This window comes from Paenibacillus sp. OK060, assembly GCF_900101205.1.
GTDB lineage: Bacteria > Bacillota > Bacilli > Paenibacillales > Paenibacillaceae > Paenibacillus > Paenibacillus marchantiae.
The window spans coordinates 517143-536249 of record NZ_FNFR01000001.1 but is presented as its reverse complement, the minus strand read 5'-3'; the positions used below and the strand labels follow the sequence as shown (position 1 = coordinate 536249).

Sequence of the window (19107 nt, the reverse complement as noted above, 5' to 3'; positions counted from 1 at the left end):
ATGTATTAAATGAAGAGAGGAACGGAATCTTTCATGTCATTGGTCAAATACGAAATTTTGAATGCCGTAGTGGAATACGGCAGCCTCACCAAAGCAGCAGAAGCATTGAATATTACCCAATCAGCGGTCAGTCATGCGATCGCCAGTCTGGAGACCGAGTGTGGTTTTTCGCTGCTGAATCGAGGCCGCTCTGGTGTACGACTTACTGCTGAAGGGGAACGTATTCTGGGCTATACTCGTGAAATTCTGCGTTGGACGGAACTGATGAACCAGGAAATTTCATTAATTCGCGGCGCCGAGATTGGAACCGTTCGTATTGGCACATTCGCCAGTGTATCCACGCAGTGGCTGCCTGGCATCCTGAAGCAATTTCGCCTCGGTCATCCCGGAATCGAAATTAAGCTGTGGGAAGGGGACTACGCAGAAATTGAAGGCTGGCTGGCTGGAGGCGCCATCGATCTTGGCTTTCTGTCCCTTGGCGATTCTTCGCCTTTTGAGACAATTCCATTACAAAAAGACAGGATGATGTGCATCCTGCCTCTGGAACATCCACTCGCTACGGAGAAGTCTGTCTCATTTGATGTATTGCTGGAACAGCCCTTTATTTTGCCTAAATGGGGTGGTGATAACGAGATCGAACGGTTGATCCGACAGCATGCGGCCAAGCTGAATGTGGTCTATGAGGTCGCCGAAGATCAGGCCATCATGGCGATGGTTCGAAACGGTCTTGGCATCAGTCTTTTGCCTGAAATGGTTCTTCAACACCATACGAACGAGCTCGCTCTTGTTCCACTCACTGGAGATCCTTATCGTACAATTGGCATCGCTTGCCCGTCTCTCACCAATCTGTCCCCCGCTTCGCGTCGTTTTATTGAAGCGGTACAGGAATGGCTAACTCCATCGTTATAATCGGTCCTCCGTTGCCTCAACCACCACTACTAAAAAATTGTATAATGCCAATGACCAGTATGAGAACAAATACAACGGCAATCATAATTGCAAAACCAATCAGAAAGCGTACACCGGGTGAGCGTCTGTTCGCCTGTTGAGCTTCTGCTAGGTAATCCAGCTTCTGCTCAAGCCGGTCAAGTCTTTCGTGCACCTGTTCTTGTTCGTGATTCGAATTCATCCAATCATCTCCTTTAGATTAGGTGTTATCGCTCGAATACGTTAGGTTTAATCCCATACCCGATCCAGCTGGTCTGCATAGAAACGGATGGCTCTGCTGTAGTCGGTTATTCCCTTATCCTTTGATGTATCAGCCAGTTGTACCAGCAACCGCTTCATTGCCTCCGCATGCACGCCCAGATTGTAGAGCACCATGGCAAGAAAAACTTCAAATTCCCGGTTCTCCGGGAATTCACTTAATCCCTTTTCAAACCAGGCCTTCGCCTGCTCATACTGCCCCAGAGTCCGATATGTGCTGCCAAGTCCGAGTATGGCACCTGTCCTGTCCTCAACCGAAAGCCCTAGACTTAGAGCCTTCTCATAATGCGGTACCGCTGCCCGCTCCAGTCCAAGTGAATCATGAGCCCAAGCCAGCTGGTACCAAACCTGTGCATTGTCTGGTTCCTGTAACGCCAGTTCCTGCAGCAGCTCTATCGCCTCCTGCATTTTCCCCTCCGTTCTCAAGAGGATAGCCTGCTGTAAATCCTTCATCTACTCCACTTCCCATTCTTCCAAAATCATTTTCCAAAGTATAATTATAGCAAAAAAACACCCCGAGAAGTATGCCGGAACAACCACAGGTTGTCCAAGTCTATTCTACAGCGTGCTTTTTCGTAAGGTGCCAGCTAACCTGGCACCTTCATATTCGAATATTTTACAAAAGTGATGTTTTGCTCAGGACCAGGTTGTGTTTGCTACCATGACAATGAATACAACCATGAGATAATTGACGGAGATCAGAAAGTTAACTTTGGCCCATTTCTCATCATCCTGAGTTTTCAATCCGCTTAGTGTATGGACAAACCAGATCAGACCACCAATGACGGATACAAGCAGAAACACAAGCCCAACGTAGTTGTAGTAATACAACAGAAATACAGCAGGAAGCAACAGAAATACATAAGGAATCATCTGCACCTTTGTGCGCTTCACACCTTTGACTACCGGCAACAGTGGGAAACCGGCTGCACGATATTCTTCCACTCTGCGAATCCCGAGTGACCAGAAGTGAGGTGGCTGCCACAGAAATAACAGCGCAAACAGCAACCAGGCACCTGCATCAATCTGATTGGTTACCGCACAATAACCGATTACAGGCGGCATCGCCCCCGCAATTCCACCCAATGATGTACTCCAGGTCGAGCTGCGTTTGAGCCACATCGTGTAGATCACGATATAAGCAAACCATCCGAGCAGTGCCATCCAACCGGATAACGGATTGACCAGGAAGTACAGCAGCACAAAACCAACCACACCAAGAACAATTCCATACCCCAATACAAACTTGGGTTTAAGATGATTGATGTAATCAATCCGTTTTTTGGTGCGCTCCATCTTCTGATCCAACTCACGATCCCAGTAGTTGTTAATAACACATGCCGAAGCGATGACCAAGGTTGATCCAATCAACACCATGAGCAGAGATATCCACGAGATATCCCATTTTGAAGCGACCCAGAACCCTACCGCTACCGCAAACACATTCAGCCGCAAAAGTCCGGGTTTCGTTAATGCAATCATGTCTTTAAGCATGAGAAGCCTCCTGAACTATGTAAAAACACCATTCCTATAATGATACATGTACATACCATGAATTACAATCTCCTTCATGAATTTGTCATAACCAAAAAGCATCCCTGCCGGTTCAATGGAACCGGAGGAATGCTTAACCGTTGCATTTTGATCTAATTTTATGGAATGTATTGCTGTACAATTTTGATCACTTTTCCGTCCTGTACAGTGAGGTGATACGGGAATACGGACAGATCAAGAATATTGGTATTGTCATACAAAGATTCGAATTTGCTGAGCGCCACGGACTCATTCCATTGAATAGTGGTGCCCGACACTGTACCATCGCGATCATATAACTGCATCAACACTTCAGCATTAGCACTTACTTCTACCTTTTCCTGCTCTTTGCTGTCATTGACAATATAATAACCATCAGGAGCACCATCTATACCAGAGCCCGGATTGCGTTGTTCAAAAACTTTATCAGCCTCTGCACCTTGGTACCAGCCAATCTTGTCTACAATCAAGTACAATTTACCATTCTCATGCTGTATGTCTTCCACATACGCTGTAAACATCTCGGAGTTTGCAGCCTGCGCTTTGGCAGAAGCCTGTACAGAGTCCGTGCTCTCCTCAGCGTTCGCTGGTGTAAGTAAATATGTAGCAAGCACAATCATGCCAAGCAAGGCAACAGCCGCACCCAGCATTCGTAATTTCCATTGTTTCGCCGCGTTCTTCATAGGCAGCATCTCTCCTTATTATGAACGTTACTATTCCTTAACCGAAAGGCTTTCTCTTCAAACGCTCATATGAATATTTAATCTTTCTTTTACTCTCCCTATCATACTGGGTGTACACACTGCAAAAGTATCAGCCAGATGAAAAATAGTTACAATAGGTGTCATCAAAAAGAAACCCTGAATGCCATGGCATCCAGAGTATCTGTTGGCTTAGCTTTTAATTTCAGCTCGATCTTAATGATTCGGGGCTGAACCTTGTGCCAGACGCACTAGCATATGAGCCAGCATATGGCGCTCTTCCTCTTTCCCGACATTCCACAGTTCTTGCAGCAACTTCTCTTCACGGTTACGCGGCTCTTCCCGGGCTGCCAAATAGTCGGCTACTTTCTCGGCGATTTTGGCCATCTGTTCCTCACCCAGTCCAATCGATTCTCCCATTGCAATTCGTTTGCCCAGATATCCTTTAAAGGCATCAAAGTTCTGTAAAATCTGTTCCCGTGCCTCCGGCGCAATCTTATCAATCGCATTGTCTACCTTGTCGGTTGAAACTTGTCCATCTTTATGGATAACATGATTTTGTTCATTCATCTGAAAAACCTCCTTGAGAATACTCGCTTTGTGGAATGTAAGCAAAATGCTTAATCATACCAGGTTATCTATAATATAAACTTCTCGCTGGAGATTAATCAGACCATTTCTATCCTTTAGCCATCAGCTGCTTCCTCAGAAATGCTACGTAATCGCCATACTGCCAGAGCTCCCCACATATACAGCATGGCACTCAGATAAAATAATACATCGATCGTCAGCCAATCAATCAGCACACCGCCAACAATAACCGCAAATCCTGAAGCAGCAGATGTCCAGAAATGATAGTTACCTACAGCTGGGCCCCGTTGCCCAGCCACCGTATAATCGGCGAGCAGCACCCGTTCACTCATTCGCTGCATCGCATTGCATGTCCCCATCATCATTTGCAGCAGCAGCACCCAGATGTAGGAAATGACCCACGGAAATGCAATCATGGCTGCGGCCATCCCCACCGAACTTACAATGAGCCACTGCTTGGCGTGTCGATCCATCCGGGGAGCGAGCCATTGCGAAGCAGCAGCCGAACTGATTGTAAATACGGCAAAGGCAAGCCCATATTTGGAGAAGCTGTTACCCAGATTTTTGAGAAACAAAAGATAATACGGATAAATCATGCCCGAAGCGAGCGTAACGATACTTTGAGATCGAACAAGCCACTTGATATTCATGGATGATTTCCTCCATACTGCTCCATAAAATAGTTCATAAATAAATGATTCGGATCCACCTTTTCTTTGGCTGCAAAAAACTCATTCTTTCGTGGATAGGCCTGTTCGAATTGCTCTGAAGTTGCATAACCTGCATAGGGCAGATAATATGTTCCGTTATATCGAAGGACGGCTTCTATCAGCTGCTGCATACTGCCCTTGAACTTCTCTTGTTCTACCTCAGACAATGAAGCGTGAAATAAACAGACAAGGCCGAACATATCCTGCGTCGCATAGGAAAGCACAGCTTCTTCATCATGTTTCACAAACCTGACTGTAATGTTGAGCAAATCCAATTGCTCCTGGGATACAATCTCTCCCATCTCCTGAACAAATGCGGGGAAGACATCCACCGGAATAAAATATTCCTGCAGCAGATCATTTTCACCCGGCTGATGATACTCCATGAAGGCAGACGCAGAAGCCATCGCATTGTTGCGGCTGAGCCTCTTGCCATCCTGTGACTCGAAATACCGCTGTTGCAGCGGCCAAAACCAGGCCCGCCCCCATAGGAATTCACGGTTCAGGTTGAACAGAAGTTTGCTGGTAAGCACGCCTCTTTCACGTTCATCCAGACGATCATAATTATCCAGTGAAGCCATTGGATCAGAGGCATAATTCAATGCGTACATCTCGCGAAAATAGCCTTCACCGGGCTGAACTGAAATTCGGGCCAGATGCATACGCATCATCGCGCCTCCCAGGACATTCTTTTGAAAATAAGTCGGGTAGTCCTCAACCTGCACCTGCTCAGTTGTGAGACGATAGACTTCGTCATCCGTTAACGTCAACGTAACGTCCAAAATCACGCCAAACAGTCCGTAACCCCCAAGTACAAGCGGGAAAAGCTCTGCATTCTCCGTGCGACTCACTTGCCGAATCTGACCATCTGCCGTCAAGAGATGAAAGGAATCGACACTTTCAATCAAGGAACCCTGATGAAGCTCCCGACCATGTGCATTTACACTGATAGATCCGCCTACGGTGAAAATATTCTGGGACTGCATATTTTTGACCGCCAGTCCATATGGGTTAATGGCTCGCTGTACGTCAGCCCAGGTCGCCCCAGCCTGCACACGCACCTTTTTGGCATCGGTATTGACTTCCAGCACTTTGTTATACGAGGTCATGTCTATGACAATGCCGTCTTTATAATAAGTGTGCCCTCCCTGACTATGGCGCTGCCCAGCAATCGATATCGTCAGATTCTGCTCTCGAGCTTCTTTGAGCAGTTCAACGAGCTGCTGCTCTTCATGACCCTCGACCACACGTTCAACCTTAACCGGATGAAGGCGGCTGTAGTCGGTAATCAAATACGGATTCTGATCATCGCTATCCGTTCTCCAATATGTCCACACACATAAAATCAGAAGTAACAGGAGCATGCTCGTTTTTTTGAACAGATGAACTCCTCCTCCCCTAACACCTAGCGTTTCAATTTGATTTGATTGGTTAATCGTTTACATATACATCACAAGGATTGGATATGTTAAGGAACACCTTAAACATACCCGAATAAGGAGGAATTTTCCATGAATGAACATAAAAAAGAACGAAAAAACAAGGATCTACAGCCTGGTGTGAATACAATTATTCAACCCGACCCGAACAACCCCGGCCCAACGGACATGATTGAAGAAGCCGTAGGAGAAATCGTAGACAATATCACCCATCCTCACAAAGCCAAAACAACCGAAATCCGCAATACAAACAGCAAATAAATTCTGACCATCCTTATGCAAGAGGTTTACGTGCAACGCAAAAAGTCCTCCAACCTTAGTCACAACGGTCGGGGGACTTTTTAAACTGTTTTTTCTATGAACGGGGCTGTTCTCCATCTGCATTTTAATCGGCTTTTTAATTTGCGTTTAAATCTGCTTCACCTTATTTTCCTTTTCCATCTGTTGCAATGCCTTGTGAATCCAGATCGCTGCAATTGAACCTTCGCCCATGGCAACCGTAGCTTGTTCCGCGTGCAGACCCAGATCCCCGGCAATCCATACATTAGGCGCGGCCTGCATGCTGCGCGGGTTAGCTTCCACGTGTTTATTATCCGCGATGACGGCTCCAAGCTGCTCTGCCAGTTCATAATGCACACGATTGCCTCCAAACGCGACAAATCCACGCTCCGACTCATATATCTGTCCATCTTCCGTCAGCACACCCGTAATATGGCCATCCTCCATCTGTTGCACTTCTTGGACGGCCGCCTCAAGGTAACGAACTCCTGCCTCTTTCATGCTTCGATGAAGCTCAGCAGAGATTGGCGACTGCTCATGGTTGATGTACAACAACTCATTGGTACGTTGAATCAAAACCATAGCCATGTTTGCACCGGCTTCGCCTGAACCAAGCAATATCGTGCGCTGATCCTGAATCTCATATCCATCGCAATCCGGGCACACATATACTGTTCGTCCCAACGTAGGCCTTAATCCCGGAATAGCGGGTATTCTGTCCGTTAGTCCGGTTGCCAGTAAGACTGTTTTTGCCATATATTCAGAGCCGGAAGAGCCGAACAATTGAATTTGTTCTCCCCGGCGTCCTGCCTTAATGATACGGTCTTTTTCAAAAACTACTCCTGTCTGCTCTGCCTGCATTCTGCCTTTGGAGCGCAGCTCTTCACCAGATACTCCATCGGGGAAACCGAGAATATTATGATAGGTTCGGCATAACGTTGATCTGCCTTCTCCTGCGTCCACCACCAATACCCGGTGGGAAGAGTAACGCCCCATCTGAATGGCTGCCTGAAGTCCTGCGAGTCCTCCACCTACTATGATGCAATCATACTCTCGCATGCTCCATCTCCCTCCTATGCTTCTATCTCTTATATGTTATTGGACAGTTCACTATCCTTCTATCCATTTACACCGTTCAACCAAAATCAAACGTGATTCATTACAACTTAGCTTTTACCAAAATAAAATAACCCAAACCATCCGTCTGAATAACGGTGTGTTTGGGTTGGTTTAAGAAAGAATTATAATTTCGGGAATTTAGAAAATGTATGATTCAAATCGTGAAGCGTTCGAAATGGCATTCCATACATCTGCCGTCTCTCCGCCCATATACCAGTAGGCCAATCCGGCAATATTACGCTCTCCGCTCATCATTACTTTCGCCGATAATGAACGACTGTCCTCTGCCCATATATATCTCGGCGAACCGTTACTGTTATAGCCGATGACATATTGGACCAGATCTGCATCCCATCGTCTCACGGAACCTGAAGCTCGTGCACGAGTTCCCTGTTCTGCCAGGGTGATATCCCATGAACTGGCTGCCGGATTAACGGAAGACCAATCCCGTGTATATAAGGGTAGAGCCAGAATTGTTTTGGCGCGAACGACCTCAGCGAGCATCGTATCCAAAGCCCTTTCAACCCAAGGAAGAGATGCCACAGACCCTGCTTGCGGATCGCCGTTCCAATGTTCCTCATATCCCATCAGTACCATGTAATCCGATACAGCGCCTAATTGCGCATAATCAAATGCATCGGTCCAATCTGTCCCCAGATCGGGTGATACATCTACAGACACAACAGCGCCCAGAGCGTGCAAAGCCGTTGTCAGCGAGGTAATAAATGCGGTCATTCCTTCGCGATCAGCTGGCAGTACGTTCTCGAAATCCACGTTAATGCCATCCAGTTTATATGTTTTCACCAAAGAGGTGACCTGTGAGATCACCGACGCCCGGTTGGCTGAGCTCGATAACATCTGGTGGGTAAGGTCCGGGTTCGAACGATTGCCAAGCAACGGCCATACCTGCCTGTCTGTAGCAGATGCCCAGGATAATAACGATGTGTCCGTGAGATCCGTGACTTTCATGCTGCTATTCAGGAAGAACCAACGGGGAACCAGCGTGTTGGCTTCCGATTGTTCGATCTGTTTCTTGAACTCAGCAGTAGAGGCGTTATATTGCCATCCCAACTGAATACCGAGCTGATCCTCGCCTTTCAGCTGATCTGACCAGGTTTTCTTTTGCAAAATGGCATCCAGCATCACTGCTGCCTCTTCTCTAGTCACTTGGTCATGCGGGCGAAACTTGCCATCACTGCCGCGCATCAATCCAAGCTGATATACGGTCTGCACATAAGGACGTGCCCAGTCAGATATCTCAGTTGCATCGTCATATGTGGATGAAAGAAGGTTCGTTGATTTGGAAGATTGTTTCAGCATCCTCACCAGCAGTGCAGCCGCTTCTTCCCGAGTAATGGAGGCGTTTGGCTGGAACACGCCCTGACTCTTGCCCTCAAGAATGGAAAGATTGGTCATGGCTGCAACGTTGCCGTAATACCAAGCGTTCATGCTGACATCGTTATAGGGATTAATATTGTTTTTAACGGGCTTCAAACCTAGCAGTCTCACGGCAAATGTTGCAAATTCAGCACGAGTGACTGCCTTTTTGGGTTCAAACGTATTCTCGGAGGTTCCGGCAGCAATTCCCGCCTTTACCAGATGTGCAATGGCATCCTTGGCATAACTGGAGGTTGTATCCTTAAACACCTGCTGAGCCGATGCTGCCTGAGCTGTGGATTCACCGATGGTGATTGATCCTATCGCCAGTACGCCGCACAAAATAGCATTCCATAGCTTTCGGCGGGTACGTTTGTATATTCTATTATTCACATCAAAAAGCCTCGCTTCATTGGAGTACGATCTACATCATCGTATCAAATTGAAGCGAGGCCGTATGTGGTTAAATAATGGGAAATTCGCTGAAACGAGGCACCTCAATCTTTTCAATTAAGGTCGACTTTCGATCCAGGTAAAAGTCTTACTTGTGTACTTTTACACGTTGTTCAATCGGTTGGAATTCTTTCTCGCCTGGTGTTGCTGTTGGTTTGCCGAATGGCATTTGAGCGATCAGTCTCCAGTTCTCCGGAATGTTCCATTCCTGTTTGACTTTCTCATCAATCAGCGGGTTATAGTGCTGCAGGGAAGCGCCCAGACCCTCTTGTTCCAAAGCAGTCCAGATCACCAGTTGCAACATACCGTTAGATTGGTTCGCCCAGATGGGGAAGTTATCCGCATAAGCTGCAAAATTTTGTTGTAGCTGCGCAATCACATTGTTGTCTTCGAAAAAGAGTACTGTACCATATCCGCTGCGGAATCCAGCCATTTTTTCAGCTGTAGATTGGAAAGCTTCTGCATTGCCAACCACTTCACGCAAAATTTCTTCCGTGTGATTCCACAGTTTATCGTGTTGTTCACCGAGCAATACTACGGCACGAGATGTTTGTGAGTTGAATGAAGTCGGAGTGTATTTTACCGCTTCTTCCACGATTTCCTGGATTTTAGCATCCGAGATTGTGGATTCCTTGCTGATTCCATAATAAGATCTTCTGTTTTTCAACGCTTCAAAGAAAGATTTAGACATAAATATTCGCCTCCCAAAATGGTATTTCCTAAATTGCCAACATAGTAACTATAATATAGTAACATACATTAGTCAACAAACTATTTTATTTTCACTAAATGTACATTTAGTCATTTCCTCTTGAATAGGGGGAATTAAGTACTCATTTTTAACAGCAATTGAATTGATTCTGATCACTGCGACTCACGATAATCTGCTCGATATTTCTCTTCCGATGACGAATTGCTTTTGGTCTGATCCTTATTCTTCTCTTCCTGCTTCTCCATATTCAGATCTTCCATTGGAATGGGGTCCACCGTCTGCTCTTCTTCATGCCGGTCAAGCAAACTTTCCTGCTCTGTCGGATACTGCTCCGGATTATCATGGGAACGATCCTTATGTGCATCCTTGTTATTTTGATCCGGTGTGTGCTGTTTCATTCGTGATTCCTCCTCAGTTTTCATTTACCCTTCTTTTACCTTTTCTGTCTGGCTTCTAAACACGAGCGAATTATGAGATGAACGTAACCGGTGCATTCCATGTCTGCATCAGGAGGTAAAAATAGAAAAAAGCCAACCAGAACGGACTGGTTGACTTCATCTACTTGTATTCAGTTCCATTTTATTGATTGCTGGGCGAGTCAGTTGAGTCTCCGAGACTTAATTTGGCTTCAAAAATAATGCTCTCATTCTCTTCAGCCAATCTTCCTCGAACCCACACAGCTCCCTCTGTAACCTCTGAACGCTCAACAATCATTAACTCCTGCATACGAATCTCACGATGATATGAAATTTGCAGACGGATCATACCTGCAGCCAGTTCATCCAGTGTTAATGCATCACAACAGACGTCTGCATACCGGGCGTTGTTCATATGCCCATTACTGTCTGTGCTGCTGTATTGTACAGTTAAACGATATTGTTCCTGCAAGCTGAGTTCAGAAGGGACCGTCACTTTAGCAGGGGCTTCACCTAAGGATAACTCAGGATGCGATTTCACTTCAAAAGGTAAAGCTGATGGTCTGACGACTCTGCGTCTCTTCAGATCGACCAACGCCCAAGCTGTACGAGCCTCAGCCAGATGTGTTCCCTCTCGATCTGTAAGGATATAATCCCTTAACCATGTCACACCTTTATTTTCTTTATGCCACGTCTGCAAGGATACTTCTTCTTCCAATCGGGCTGGGCGTATGATCGTGACATCTGTCGTTAATAGCATCCAACCCAATCCCTGATCCAGCATCTGCGATACGGTAACTCCCATACCTGCTAAATCGCGGTCTGCTGCCAACTGCATATGCTCCAGTAAAGCAGATGGACGACATTGTGATCTGTAATCGGCATCGGCTGATCCAATTCGGTAATTAAGCTTGAATGGTTGTTCTGATTGCATTCAGTAACCTCCTCAGGCTGTGCAGCATGTAAAATTTTTGATCCGTAACGCTACATTAATCAAACGATCGATGTAATCGACTACGGTACAGATCAGGTGCACACCCTACACTTTGTTTGAACATTCGACTGAAATGGGATAAACGTTTGAACCCGGCCAACCGGCTGGCCTCTGTCACACTGATATCCGGCTGGAACTGGAATAACAGCTTGGCCTGATTAATGCGACGGTCATACACATATTTAAATATGGTACTACCCGTCATTTCTTTAAACAATCCGGCCAGATAAGGCTTGGACAGATGAAGCTCACTTGCCAGATCATCCAGCCCAATGTCCTCCATATAATGAGTTTCGACATAAGCAATGATATGCTGTACATGCCGCTCCTTCTCGGAAGAGGGAAGGTGGTCCTCGACCCTGCCTCGGCAGATTCCAGCTATAACATACAGCAGGTCACATAAACGAACGTTCATGCGTTCCTCTTTGAAATCCCCCGGATTCACGGTAAGCTGATGCAGACTCAACAGCAAGGCTTCGAATTCGGAGCGAATATTGCCTGTCAGATTGATCCGGCAGTTTCTCAGTTCTTCGAACGGCTTTAACACTTCGCTCACCCGGTCCGGGTGCAGACTGCTGCGGATGGCCGAGGGATCAAAGTGCAGCGTCGTTCGCACATAAGGTTTGCCTGGCATTGGATGTGGCCGATGAAGGGTCATGCCATGCATCAGGACCAGGTCACCCGGTTCAAGGTTGTAGACTCGATCTCCAATCAGATAGGTACATTCGCCATCATGAAAATAGTACACCTCATATTGTGGATGCGAATGAAATCCGTCCGATGCTCCAGGGTCGTACGTGCTGGTGGAGCGATAGCTATATTCCAATGGACCACTAAATTGCATTACACTTGGCACGTTCAAGTACCTCCTGTTCTGGAGAGGTTTCTTACCATTTTACCCGTTTCACATCATGTCGGATAGTACTGGACAGACTTTGAAATATAGAAGACCATGCACATATCCGCTTGTTTGCACGGTACGTGTCATGGCCCTTTAGGAATGTGAAAGATAAATTACAGTAGCTGTTCAATACTCGCCTGGATCTCGTCAATCGAATCAACAGGTTCAAAACGTTTAACCACATGCCCTTCGGCATCAATCAGAAACTTCGTAAAGTTCCACTTGATCGCATCACCATGCAACCATTCCGGTGCTTTGTCCGCCACCATCAGCTTTAGCAGTTTCGCTTGCACATCTGACTCATCAAAGCCTGCAAAAGGTCCCGACTTTTTCAAAAAGTCATACAGCGGATGCGCCGCTTCTCCATTGACATCCATCTTGGAGAACATGGGGAATTTCACACCATAGTTAATCTGACAAAAGGTCTCCGCCTCTTCGCTGCTTCCCGGTTCTTGCTCCGCAAACTGATTACACGGGAAACCAATGATCTGAAGCCCTTGCTCTTTATATCGGTCATAAAGCTTCTGCATGTCGTCGAACTGATGTGTGTACTTGCACTTGCTCGCTGTATTTACGATCAGTACAGGTTTTCCTTCGTATTGATAGAGTGGGAAACGTTCTCCACTCGTTTTGGTTACGCTAAAGTCATAGATAGTTGGCATAAGATTGGTGCACCTCGCGATGTTATGTAGTTATACAGACTCATATGAATTTCTATTATATACGAAATAGAATAAAGGTATAGCTAAATTGTCATTTTATTGCTCGGGGTACCTTCGACTTATTCAATGACTTTAATACTTATGACATACTTTGATCTGGGCAAAAACATTATCTCCAATTTTTTATCTCGCTCCTGCCAAGCTATATCGTGTGTATTGTTCAATTCAATCTGATTAATTTCAATAGTTTGCTCCCTCCACTTCCTACCCATGGATGTTATAGAGTTTGGAATGCCTGTTATTTTCACGTATTCTTTGGAGAGATATGGACCTATATCCCGAACACCAGATATAACTCCCGGTAAAAAAAACAATATTAATCCTATACCGGTAATGACACAAAAAAACTTGGAGGATATGCGCTTAAAGACATTTTTTAATTTGTTCATATTATGAAATAGTCCCAAACCTAGAGATAATATTCCCATCACAACTCCCATCAATCGCATAAAAAGCCAACAAGGAAAAAATGTCGGGAAGAATACTGAAATACCTAAAAATAACATAAGAACACAAATCAATACTTTCAAAAGAGTCATCCTCCAGTTTAAAAGGCGAATCAAAATCTTGACATTCACGTTAACAAATATTTACTTAGGGACTTCTTTGATTTTAAAACCTGGATAAGGTAACTACTGCAACGCTGCGAACAAATCAATCTCATTATCGGGATGATCAGGTTGATATCGTTCATCCCAAATTTCAAAATCATAGTCCTTCAGTTCATATCCCGTTTCACCAATCCATTGAGCGTATAAATAATCATATGTAGCATCAAGCTCCGATTCAAGCCCTTTGTGTGTGCAAGTCACATACTGGCTTTCCTTGAATGCGTGAAGAATCATGTCAGGTGGGGCAGCGCTGTCTGCGAGCACCTCATGACCAATCAGATGTGTAAACACATCCTCCTTGGGATTAAAATTTGCGTCCATAGGATAAATCTGCATCAACATGACATTATCATTTTTCCGATGCTGAATCTCATCTTTTCTATTGACCAGTTGTTCATGATGGATCTTTCCAAGACCCGACTCAAACACGGCAACCGTGGCTTCAATTTTGTACCCTACCACCTGAAAGCGGGCAAATTTACAACTTTAGCTTCCATATATGATCCCCATCCTTTTACAACATGTCGTAAGCGCCTTATGATTTCGTACCTTCACATCATAGCGAAAAGTAATCGCTCTATACTTTCGTTGCGTTATTGAATCTATGTATTCCAAATTCTTTAAAATCCGATGTCAGTATCGCCTCTCTCAGTGGATACAGATTTGGAGTAAATCTGAGTTCGATTCCTTTTTCAAATAATCTCTCTATTAAACCCTCCATGCGGTCTATATGTAGAGGCTTTGTAACCTGATAAGAAATATAGTAGCCCGCCGTTGGATCAAAGAGTTCAAAATTGGTGTCATCGAAGTGGTACCTGTATATAACCTGATTCATAATCCTCGGATACCATGAACTTTCAACCGTAACGATGATATCCGCATTAGAATGTTTAAAAAACTTCTCATTATTCTCATCACTTATCGTGTCAGTCTTTTTACAAATGATTCTTGGACAATCTCTTGGAAAGTAATATGAATATTCATGCTCTTCATCAATAGCCCACACCACTGCTGGAAATTCAGCTCTGTTTTGTTTCTCTCTTGGAATAAAAACTTGGATATCTGAAACCTCGCTAAAATGATAAAGCATTCAGGCGCCCCACTTCCCGTCACATAAAACAACAGAGGTTTCGATTTGTCTTTCGGGGACGTTCCAGTATCGAGTTAATAACTGCTTCTTCTCATCCGATGAAACTAGGGTAAAACCATTTTTCAAATAGAATTTTATAGCCCATTCTGCGGAATCCCAGGTTCCTATTAATATCGGTTTGTCGGTTGATGCCACCAGATGAGCCAACAGTTTTGTGCCTATTCCGCTCCCCCGTTGGTGAGTTCTTACATATGCGTGCCTGATTAAAGCAACATCACCTTTATCCTGAATTCCCATAACGCCCCATAATCTATTATTTTCTTCAAAGCCCCAGAATACGACGCCATCACGGATTTCCTGATTCAATTCTTGCAATGGCATATAGGGTTCATGATAGCGATCCTCAGGAATTACACCCTGGTATGCCTTTGCTGCATCATTAATGATCTCAACCATTGCATCTGCGTCCATACTGTTGCACAATCTGATCATGGAATAAACCTCCTGAAGGTTATAGTCTATTAATTGAACTATCGTAATGGATATACCAATTCAATAGGTTCATTAATTAATTCCTCTTTGAAAATATAATTATGATCTGCTCCCACAACACATAAAATTTTCTTACCCGGATTCGAATGATACGTGTTCTTCACACGTTGAATCATGATCTGATTTCGTACGATCCATCTAAAGTTATTTGCTTTTGGATTAATCTGATCCAACCATTCATATTTTTGTTTGGTCATAGTATCAAACGCAACCGAATTAAAGGGAATCGTTCCAACGTCATGTGTATTCATTTGTTTAGCAAACCATTCATCATCGATCTTCTCCAACGCTTTACGCTGCTCTTCTAAGAAGCCGTTAAATGGATCAAAATCATTCCAGACATCTAACTCAAACCAGTCAATAGGCACAAACTCTATATTCCGTTCTTCGCATAATGGAAAGATAAGCTCCCAATACTCACTGGCTGGCTCCCCCCAATATCCCTTATCCTGTTTATCCTTGATATACTTCATCCAACTCTGGGGATGCACTTCACCGCAGATAATATCCGGGTTGAATTCTGTAATCAGATCCTCATACAAGGTAAGAGAACTATTATATTTTTCTCTTAATTCTTGATTATGAATTGTCCCCAATATTCCAACGACCGTCATATCATTTCTCCTTTATATATGTTATATGATATTTTTGAGATTCCTATGTAAGTCTATAATCTTTTCTTCAGGAAGTACTGAATAATTCCTTCCGGGTATTCATCTATCATTCCAAACACTTCATAACCCATCTTCTTGTAAAATTCAGGAGACTGATAAGAAAATGTACTTGTATGTGAAAGTTTGCAGCCCTCACTAACAGCAATGCTTTCTGCTTGCATGATTAATGATTTCCCATACCCATTTTCTCTGTATTCTTCATCAATCCAAAAGTTATCAATATATAAAGTATAGCAGTACGTAGCACAGAAGATCCCACCTACTGCTTTGCCAGTCTTATCCCTTAGAAACAAATTGATGCTTTTTCCAGGTTTTTTTAACAAACCCTTTGTTTCTCTTAGATTGTATTGATACAGATTGCTACATACAGCATGGTAATCCTGTTCATGATCTTCAAATACAATTTTCAATTCATCGTTAACAGCAGGGTTATTCATTTTTCAGATCCTCACGATTTCATAGTATTTGTCTTCACTTCTTCAATAAGACCCTAGCTCCAACGTTATTTGAGTTTAAATGATCTGTATATAAAGAAACCTATGGAACTAAATAAAACGATAATGAATATGACAACGGGCAACCAATTATGATGAGTGACTTTATCCGCACTTGAAAACTCAATAATCATCCAACTGATATAAATAAAAAATATGGATATCTCCGTCTTCATCAGATTAATCATGAGCCGTGCATTTTTATATTGTCTCTCCGCATTCTCCATATTCAAATTGAGGTAATTATACGTATGAGGATACTTCTCCAGTTGCGAAAGTCCAATCCATAAAATAAGCCCAATGACTAAGGGCAGCCATACTCCCCACTTTCCTCCCCAGCCATCAGGCTCCCCCTTCATATTAAAATGAATCGGTATCTGATCCGGTAAGGTCATCCATTGTTGCAAGCAGTATATAATGCCAATAATAAATAAAATGATGGTTGTGATATCTAAAGTTTTTTCCAGTAACGTTTTTGGGATTGTTATCTTCGGACGATCTTTGATTTCCAATTTCCTACCTCTTCTCCATTTACACACCGTATGATTACATGTTAACAATTATCAACCTCTTTTTCCAATGATTTCTGAGTATCCTTGAGGAATGAAAGCATAAGCAAAAAAGGCCGCCTTTGCAGGCAGCCTTTACTTAATATAACCTTATTTACGAACGGAGAGAATGAACTTCTCCAGCGATTCTGTATTGGTAATGCTGTGATTACATCCTTGGTTCTCCATGCATACGTATTGACCAATCGCAGAATAATTATCCGGTAAAGCGTTCTTGGTCTTGACCGTGAAGAATGCAAGCTCTTGATGCCGATTACAGAATAGGCAGTACCCCTTCTTGTGTGTCGGCGTTATTCTTCCCTCAATACCGATAAACTGTCCTTCGAACGGATATACAACGAATAATTTGTTCGTCGCAATATCTACCCAGCTCAGGTACGTTACATATCGAAAATCAATGGATGGTAGATCAGGCATTTTCATCTTTTTGTTCTTCGGAAATAACTTCTGAATTTGTTTCAACGTAATCGATGGATACAACTCCAGATATGGTTCCAATGCTTTCATATACCATTGAAAATCGTCTGTTGTCTCCAGCGACGAGATTTGCTCCAGCATTTGCTGCTGGTTCTCTGTCAGATCCGTAAATGCTTCAACGATGTTTGTTGCAGCACTGTATCTAACAGTCTCCAGGACCCTGCGATCCGCGGCGGATTGCACGGTTTTGCGAACAAATTCCGCTTGTTTTTTAATCAAATTATATTGGTGGTTTCTAATAAATGGTGTACTCATAGCTTTCAGCTCCTTATTTTTCATAGAAAAAAATCAATAAGGGCAAAGCCTGTTATTAGAAACGATAAAATTAAGTATGGGCGAAAGAATCTAAGCTATCGCGCCCCACGCAAAGTATCGCCCCCGATCAGGCTTTGCATGAGTTATTTCTAGCTAACGAGCAATTCAGCATTGCCATCTGAGTAACCCCCAATCAAATATCATGCGAAAAGTATATCAGAGAACTTCACATGGATCAATTGAAATGGATTTTCATGGATCTTCTTTTATTCCGTTGCTTTTGATTGTAATATCTGATCATTCACGAATCCTTGTAAGAAGAAAAGCTCATTGTCATTGGCTGTTCGATTATTGGCTGCTTCAAAACGCTCGATTGCTTCCTCTAATGATGTGGATTTCACAACATCATTGGCTGAGATGAGCTCTCTCCAAAACGTATCCATCTCCTCCACGTCACAGATCGACTCATGACCAAGCAAGAAATGAACGGCATCATATTGCTGAATGTCCTCAATCATAGGCAATAACTTGTCTTGCTTAATATGATATAACGAATTGGTAGTTGTATTGTAAGCACTATCGCCCAGAAAAATGACCTTTTCATCCGGAATATACACGACTGTTGAATCATTGGTATGGGTGCTACGAATGGTTTCAAGCACACAAACTTTATTGCCCAAGTCCAGATGGAGAGACTTTTCAAAAATAATATCCGGAGGACATAACTGAAATGTGTCTCTCTCCGGTATTTCATTTTGTATCGTCTCCATACAATGTGAAGTCATCTTCTTGGAATCCACATACTCCTGTAGAGAGCGATCATCATAAGAATAGTTCCTCCAATCATTCATCTTTTGGCTAGTTAGACTATTCATAATAATCGTAGCTCCATATTCATTCATTCCTAAAAAATGATCCCAATGGGCATGAGTAATGACCACATATTTAACGGGCGGAACGTTTAACTTCTCTATTTCATGTAAGAAATCCTTTGCATGTTGAACCGAATTTCCAGCGTCAACGACGAGGCTGTATTTATCACCGCAAACTAACCCCAATGTTGGTCTTTCTTTATCATTTTGGTTAGATAGATAATAGATGGATTCACTTATTTGTTTTAGCATGTTCATTCTCCTCTATAATAAATTCTTGATCCATAAGAGAGAAAATCTGCATGCTTTTTTAAATCAACATTTAGATTTTCTCATTTTATTTGTTTACCAATGGAATCA

Annotated in this window: 25 protein-coding genes; 2 read left to right on the top strand and 23 right to left on the bottom strand. The window is 43.6% G+C overall.

Features of this window, described 5'->3' with window-relative positions; translation table 11 throughout:
* Positions 1-33: 33 nt before the first annotated feature.
* Positions 34-909 (top strand): LysR family transcriptional regulator, encoded by an 876-nt coding sequence (locus tag BLS14_RS02530; protein WP_079694924.1) that lies wholly within the window; start codon positions 34-36, stop codon positions 907-909.
* A 16-nt stretch (positions 910-925) separates the two neighbouring features.
* Here BLS14_RS02530 and BLS14_RS02525 read toward each other — a convergent pair whose 3' ends face one another.
* The 7 genes from BLS14_RS02525 to BLS14_RS02495 form a co-directional block, all read right to left on the bottom strand.
* A complete protein-coding gene (locus BLS14_RS02525) occupies positions 926-1129 on the bottom strand; it encodes a hypothetical protein (protein ID WP_090949299.1) in 204 nt (67 codons plus the stop codon).
* Positions 1130-1176: 47 nt separating this feature from the next.
* A complete protein-coding gene (locus tag BLS14_RS02520; RefSeq protein ID WP_090949296.1) occupies positions 1177-1659 on the bottom strand; it encodes a tetratricopeptide repeat protein in 483 nt (160 codons plus the stop codon).
* A gap of 183 nt (positions 1660-1842) precedes the next feature.
* Complete coding sequence (cyoE, locus tag BLS14_RS02515) at positions 1843-2700, bottom strand: heme o synthase (protein ID WP_063563312.1); 858 nt, start codon at positions 2698-2700, stop codon at positions 1843-1845.
* Positions 2701-2858: 158 nt separating this feature from the next.
* Positions 2859-3422, bottom strand: a complete 564-nt coding sequence (locus BLS14_RS02510; protein ID WP_063563311.1) for a hypothetical protein — start codon at positions 3420-3422, stop codon at positions 2859-2861.
* 234 nt (positions 3423-3656) lie between these two features.
* The gene (locus BLS14_RS02505; RefSeq protein ID WP_090949293.1) at positions 3657-4010 is read right to left on the bottom strand and encodes a DUF3243 domain-containing protein; all 354 of its coding nucleotides are present in this window, start codon (positions 4008-4010) and stop codon (positions 3657-3659) included.
* Between the two features lie 116 nt (positions 4011-4126).
* Positions 4127-4681, bottom strand: coding sequence for an MFS transporter (locus BLS14_RS02500; RefSeq protein ID WP_064638937.1), 555 nt, complete (start codon positions 4679-4681; stop codon positions 4127-4129).
* Positions 4678-6105, bottom strand: coding sequence for an FAD-binding oxidoreductase (locus BLS14_RS02495; protein WP_090949291.1), 1428 nt, complete (start codon positions 6103-6105; stop codon positions 4678-4680). Before BLS14_RS02495 ends, BLS14_RS02500 begins: the two co-directional genes overlap by 4 nt.
* Positions 6106-6252: 147 nt before the next feature.
* On the opposite strand from BLS14_RS02495, the gene BLS14_RS02490 reads away from it, so the two are divergent.
* Positions 6253-6441: a hypothetical protein gene (locus BLS14_RS02490; protein WP_090949289.1), complete on the top strand. Its 189-nt coding sequence runs from the start codon at positions 6253-6255 to the stop codon at positions 6439-6441.
* Between the two features lie 147 nt (positions 6442-6588).
* On the opposite strand, the gene BLS14_RS02485 is transcribed toward BLS14_RS02490, so the two are convergent.
* The 16 genes from BLS14_RS02485 to BLS14_RS02410 all read right to left on the bottom strand — a co-directional run bounded on the left by BLS14_RS02485 (position 6589) and on the right by BLS14_RS02410 (position 18999).
* Positions 6589-7518, bottom strand: coding sequence for an NAD(P)/FAD-dependent oxidoreductase (locus BLS14_RS02485; protein WP_090949287.1), 930 nt, complete (start codon positions 7516-7518; stop codon positions 6589-6591).
* A gap of 198 nt (positions 7519-7716) precedes the next feature.
* Positions 7717-9348, bottom strand: coding sequence for an S-layer homology domain-containing protein (locus BLS14_RS02480; RefSeq protein ID WP_256336126.1), 1632 nt, complete (start codon positions 9346-9348; stop codon positions 7717-7719).
* A 148-nt stretch (positions 9349-9496) separates the two neighbouring features.
* Complete coding sequence (locus tag BLS14_RS02475) at positions 9497-10099, bottom strand: nitroreductase family protein (RefSeq protein ID WP_063563305.1); 603 nt, start codon at positions 10097-10099, stop codon at positions 9497-9499.
* 173 nt (positions 10100-10272) lie between these two features.
* Complete coding sequence (locus BLS14_RS02470) at positions 10273-10518, bottom strand: hypothetical protein (RefSeq protein ID WP_063563304.1); 246 nt, start codon at positions 10516-10518, stop codon at positions 10273-10275.
* 181 nt (positions 10519-10699) lie between these two features.
* On the bottom strand, positions 10700-11470 hold the full coding sequence (locus BLS14_RS02465; RefSeq protein ID WP_090949284.1) for an acyl-[acyl-carrier-protein] thioesterase: 771 nt from the start codon (positions 11468-11470) through the stop codon (positions 10700-10702).
* Positions 11471-11525: 55 nt separating this feature from the next.
* A complete protein-coding gene (locus BLS14_RS02460) occupies positions 11526-12386 on the bottom strand; it encodes an AraC family transcriptional regulator (RefSeq protein ID WP_090949281.1) in 861 nt (286 codons plus the stop codon).
* Positions 12387-12544: 158 nt separating this feature from the next.
* Positions 12545-13093 carry a glutathione peroxidase gene (locus BLS14_RS02455; RefSeq protein WP_090949278.1) on the bottom strand — a complete coding sequence of 183 codons (549 nt, stop codon included), beginning with the start codon at positions 13091-13093 and terminating at the stop codon, positions 12545-12547.
* A gap of 119 nt (positions 13094-13212) precedes the next feature.
* Entirely contained in the window at positions 13213-13683 is a 471-nt protein-coding gene (locus tag BLS14_RS02450) for a hypothetical protein (protein ID WP_090949275.1), read from the bottom strand.
* Positions 13684-13785: 102 nt separating this feature from the next.
* Positions 13786-14226 carry a GyrI-like domain-containing protein gene (locus tag BLS14_RS02445; RefSeq protein ID WP_256336125.1) on the bottom strand — a complete coding sequence of 147 codons (441 nt, stop codon included), beginning with the start codon at positions 14224-14226 and terminating at the stop codon, positions 13786-13788.
* Positions 14227-14341: 115 nt separating this feature from the next.
* On the bottom strand, positions 14342-14854 hold the full coding sequence (locus BLS14_RS02440; RefSeq protein WP_090949273.1) for a DUF6886 family protein: 513 nt from the start codon (positions 14852-14854) through the stop codon (positions 14342-14344).
* Complete coding sequence (locus tag BLS14_RS02435; protein WP_090805594.1) at positions 14855-15346, bottom strand: GNAT family N-acetyltransferase; 492 nt, start codon at positions 15344-15346, stop codon at positions 14855-14857. It lies immediately after the preceding gene.
* A 38-nt stretch (positions 15347-15384) separates the two neighbouring features.
* Entirely contained in the window at positions 15385-16020 is a 636-nt protein-coding gene (locus tag BLS14_RS02430) for a hypothetical protein (protein WP_090949271.1), read from the bottom strand.
* A gap of 53 nt (positions 16021-16073) precedes the next feature.
* Positions 16074-16517, bottom strand: a complete 444-nt coding sequence (locus BLS14_RS02425; RefSeq protein ID WP_072732484.1) for a GNAT family N-acetyltransferase — start codon at positions 16515-16517, stop codon at positions 16074-16076.
* 65 nt (positions 16518-16582) lie between these two features.
* Positions 16583-17086: a DUF1648 domain-containing protein gene (locus tag BLS14_RS02420; protein ID WP_063563296.1), complete on the bottom strand. Its 504-nt coding sequence runs from the start codon at positions 17084-17086 to the stop codon at positions 16583-16585.
* Between the two features lie 147 nt (positions 17087-17233).
* Positions 17234-17875, bottom strand: coding sequence for a FusB/FusC family EF-G-binding protein (locus tag BLS14_RS02415; RefSeq protein WP_090949268.1), 642 nt, complete (start codon positions 17873-17875; stop codon positions 17234-17236).
* Positions 17876-18141: 266 nt separating this feature from the next.
* Positions 18142-18999 carry an MBL fold metallo-hydrolase gene (locus BLS14_RS02410; protein WP_090949266.1) on the bottom strand — a complete coding sequence of 286 codons (858 nt, stop codon included), beginning with the start codon at positions 18997-18999 and terminating at the stop codon, positions 18142-18144.
* Between the last annotated feature and the right edge of the window lie 108 nt (positions 19000-19107).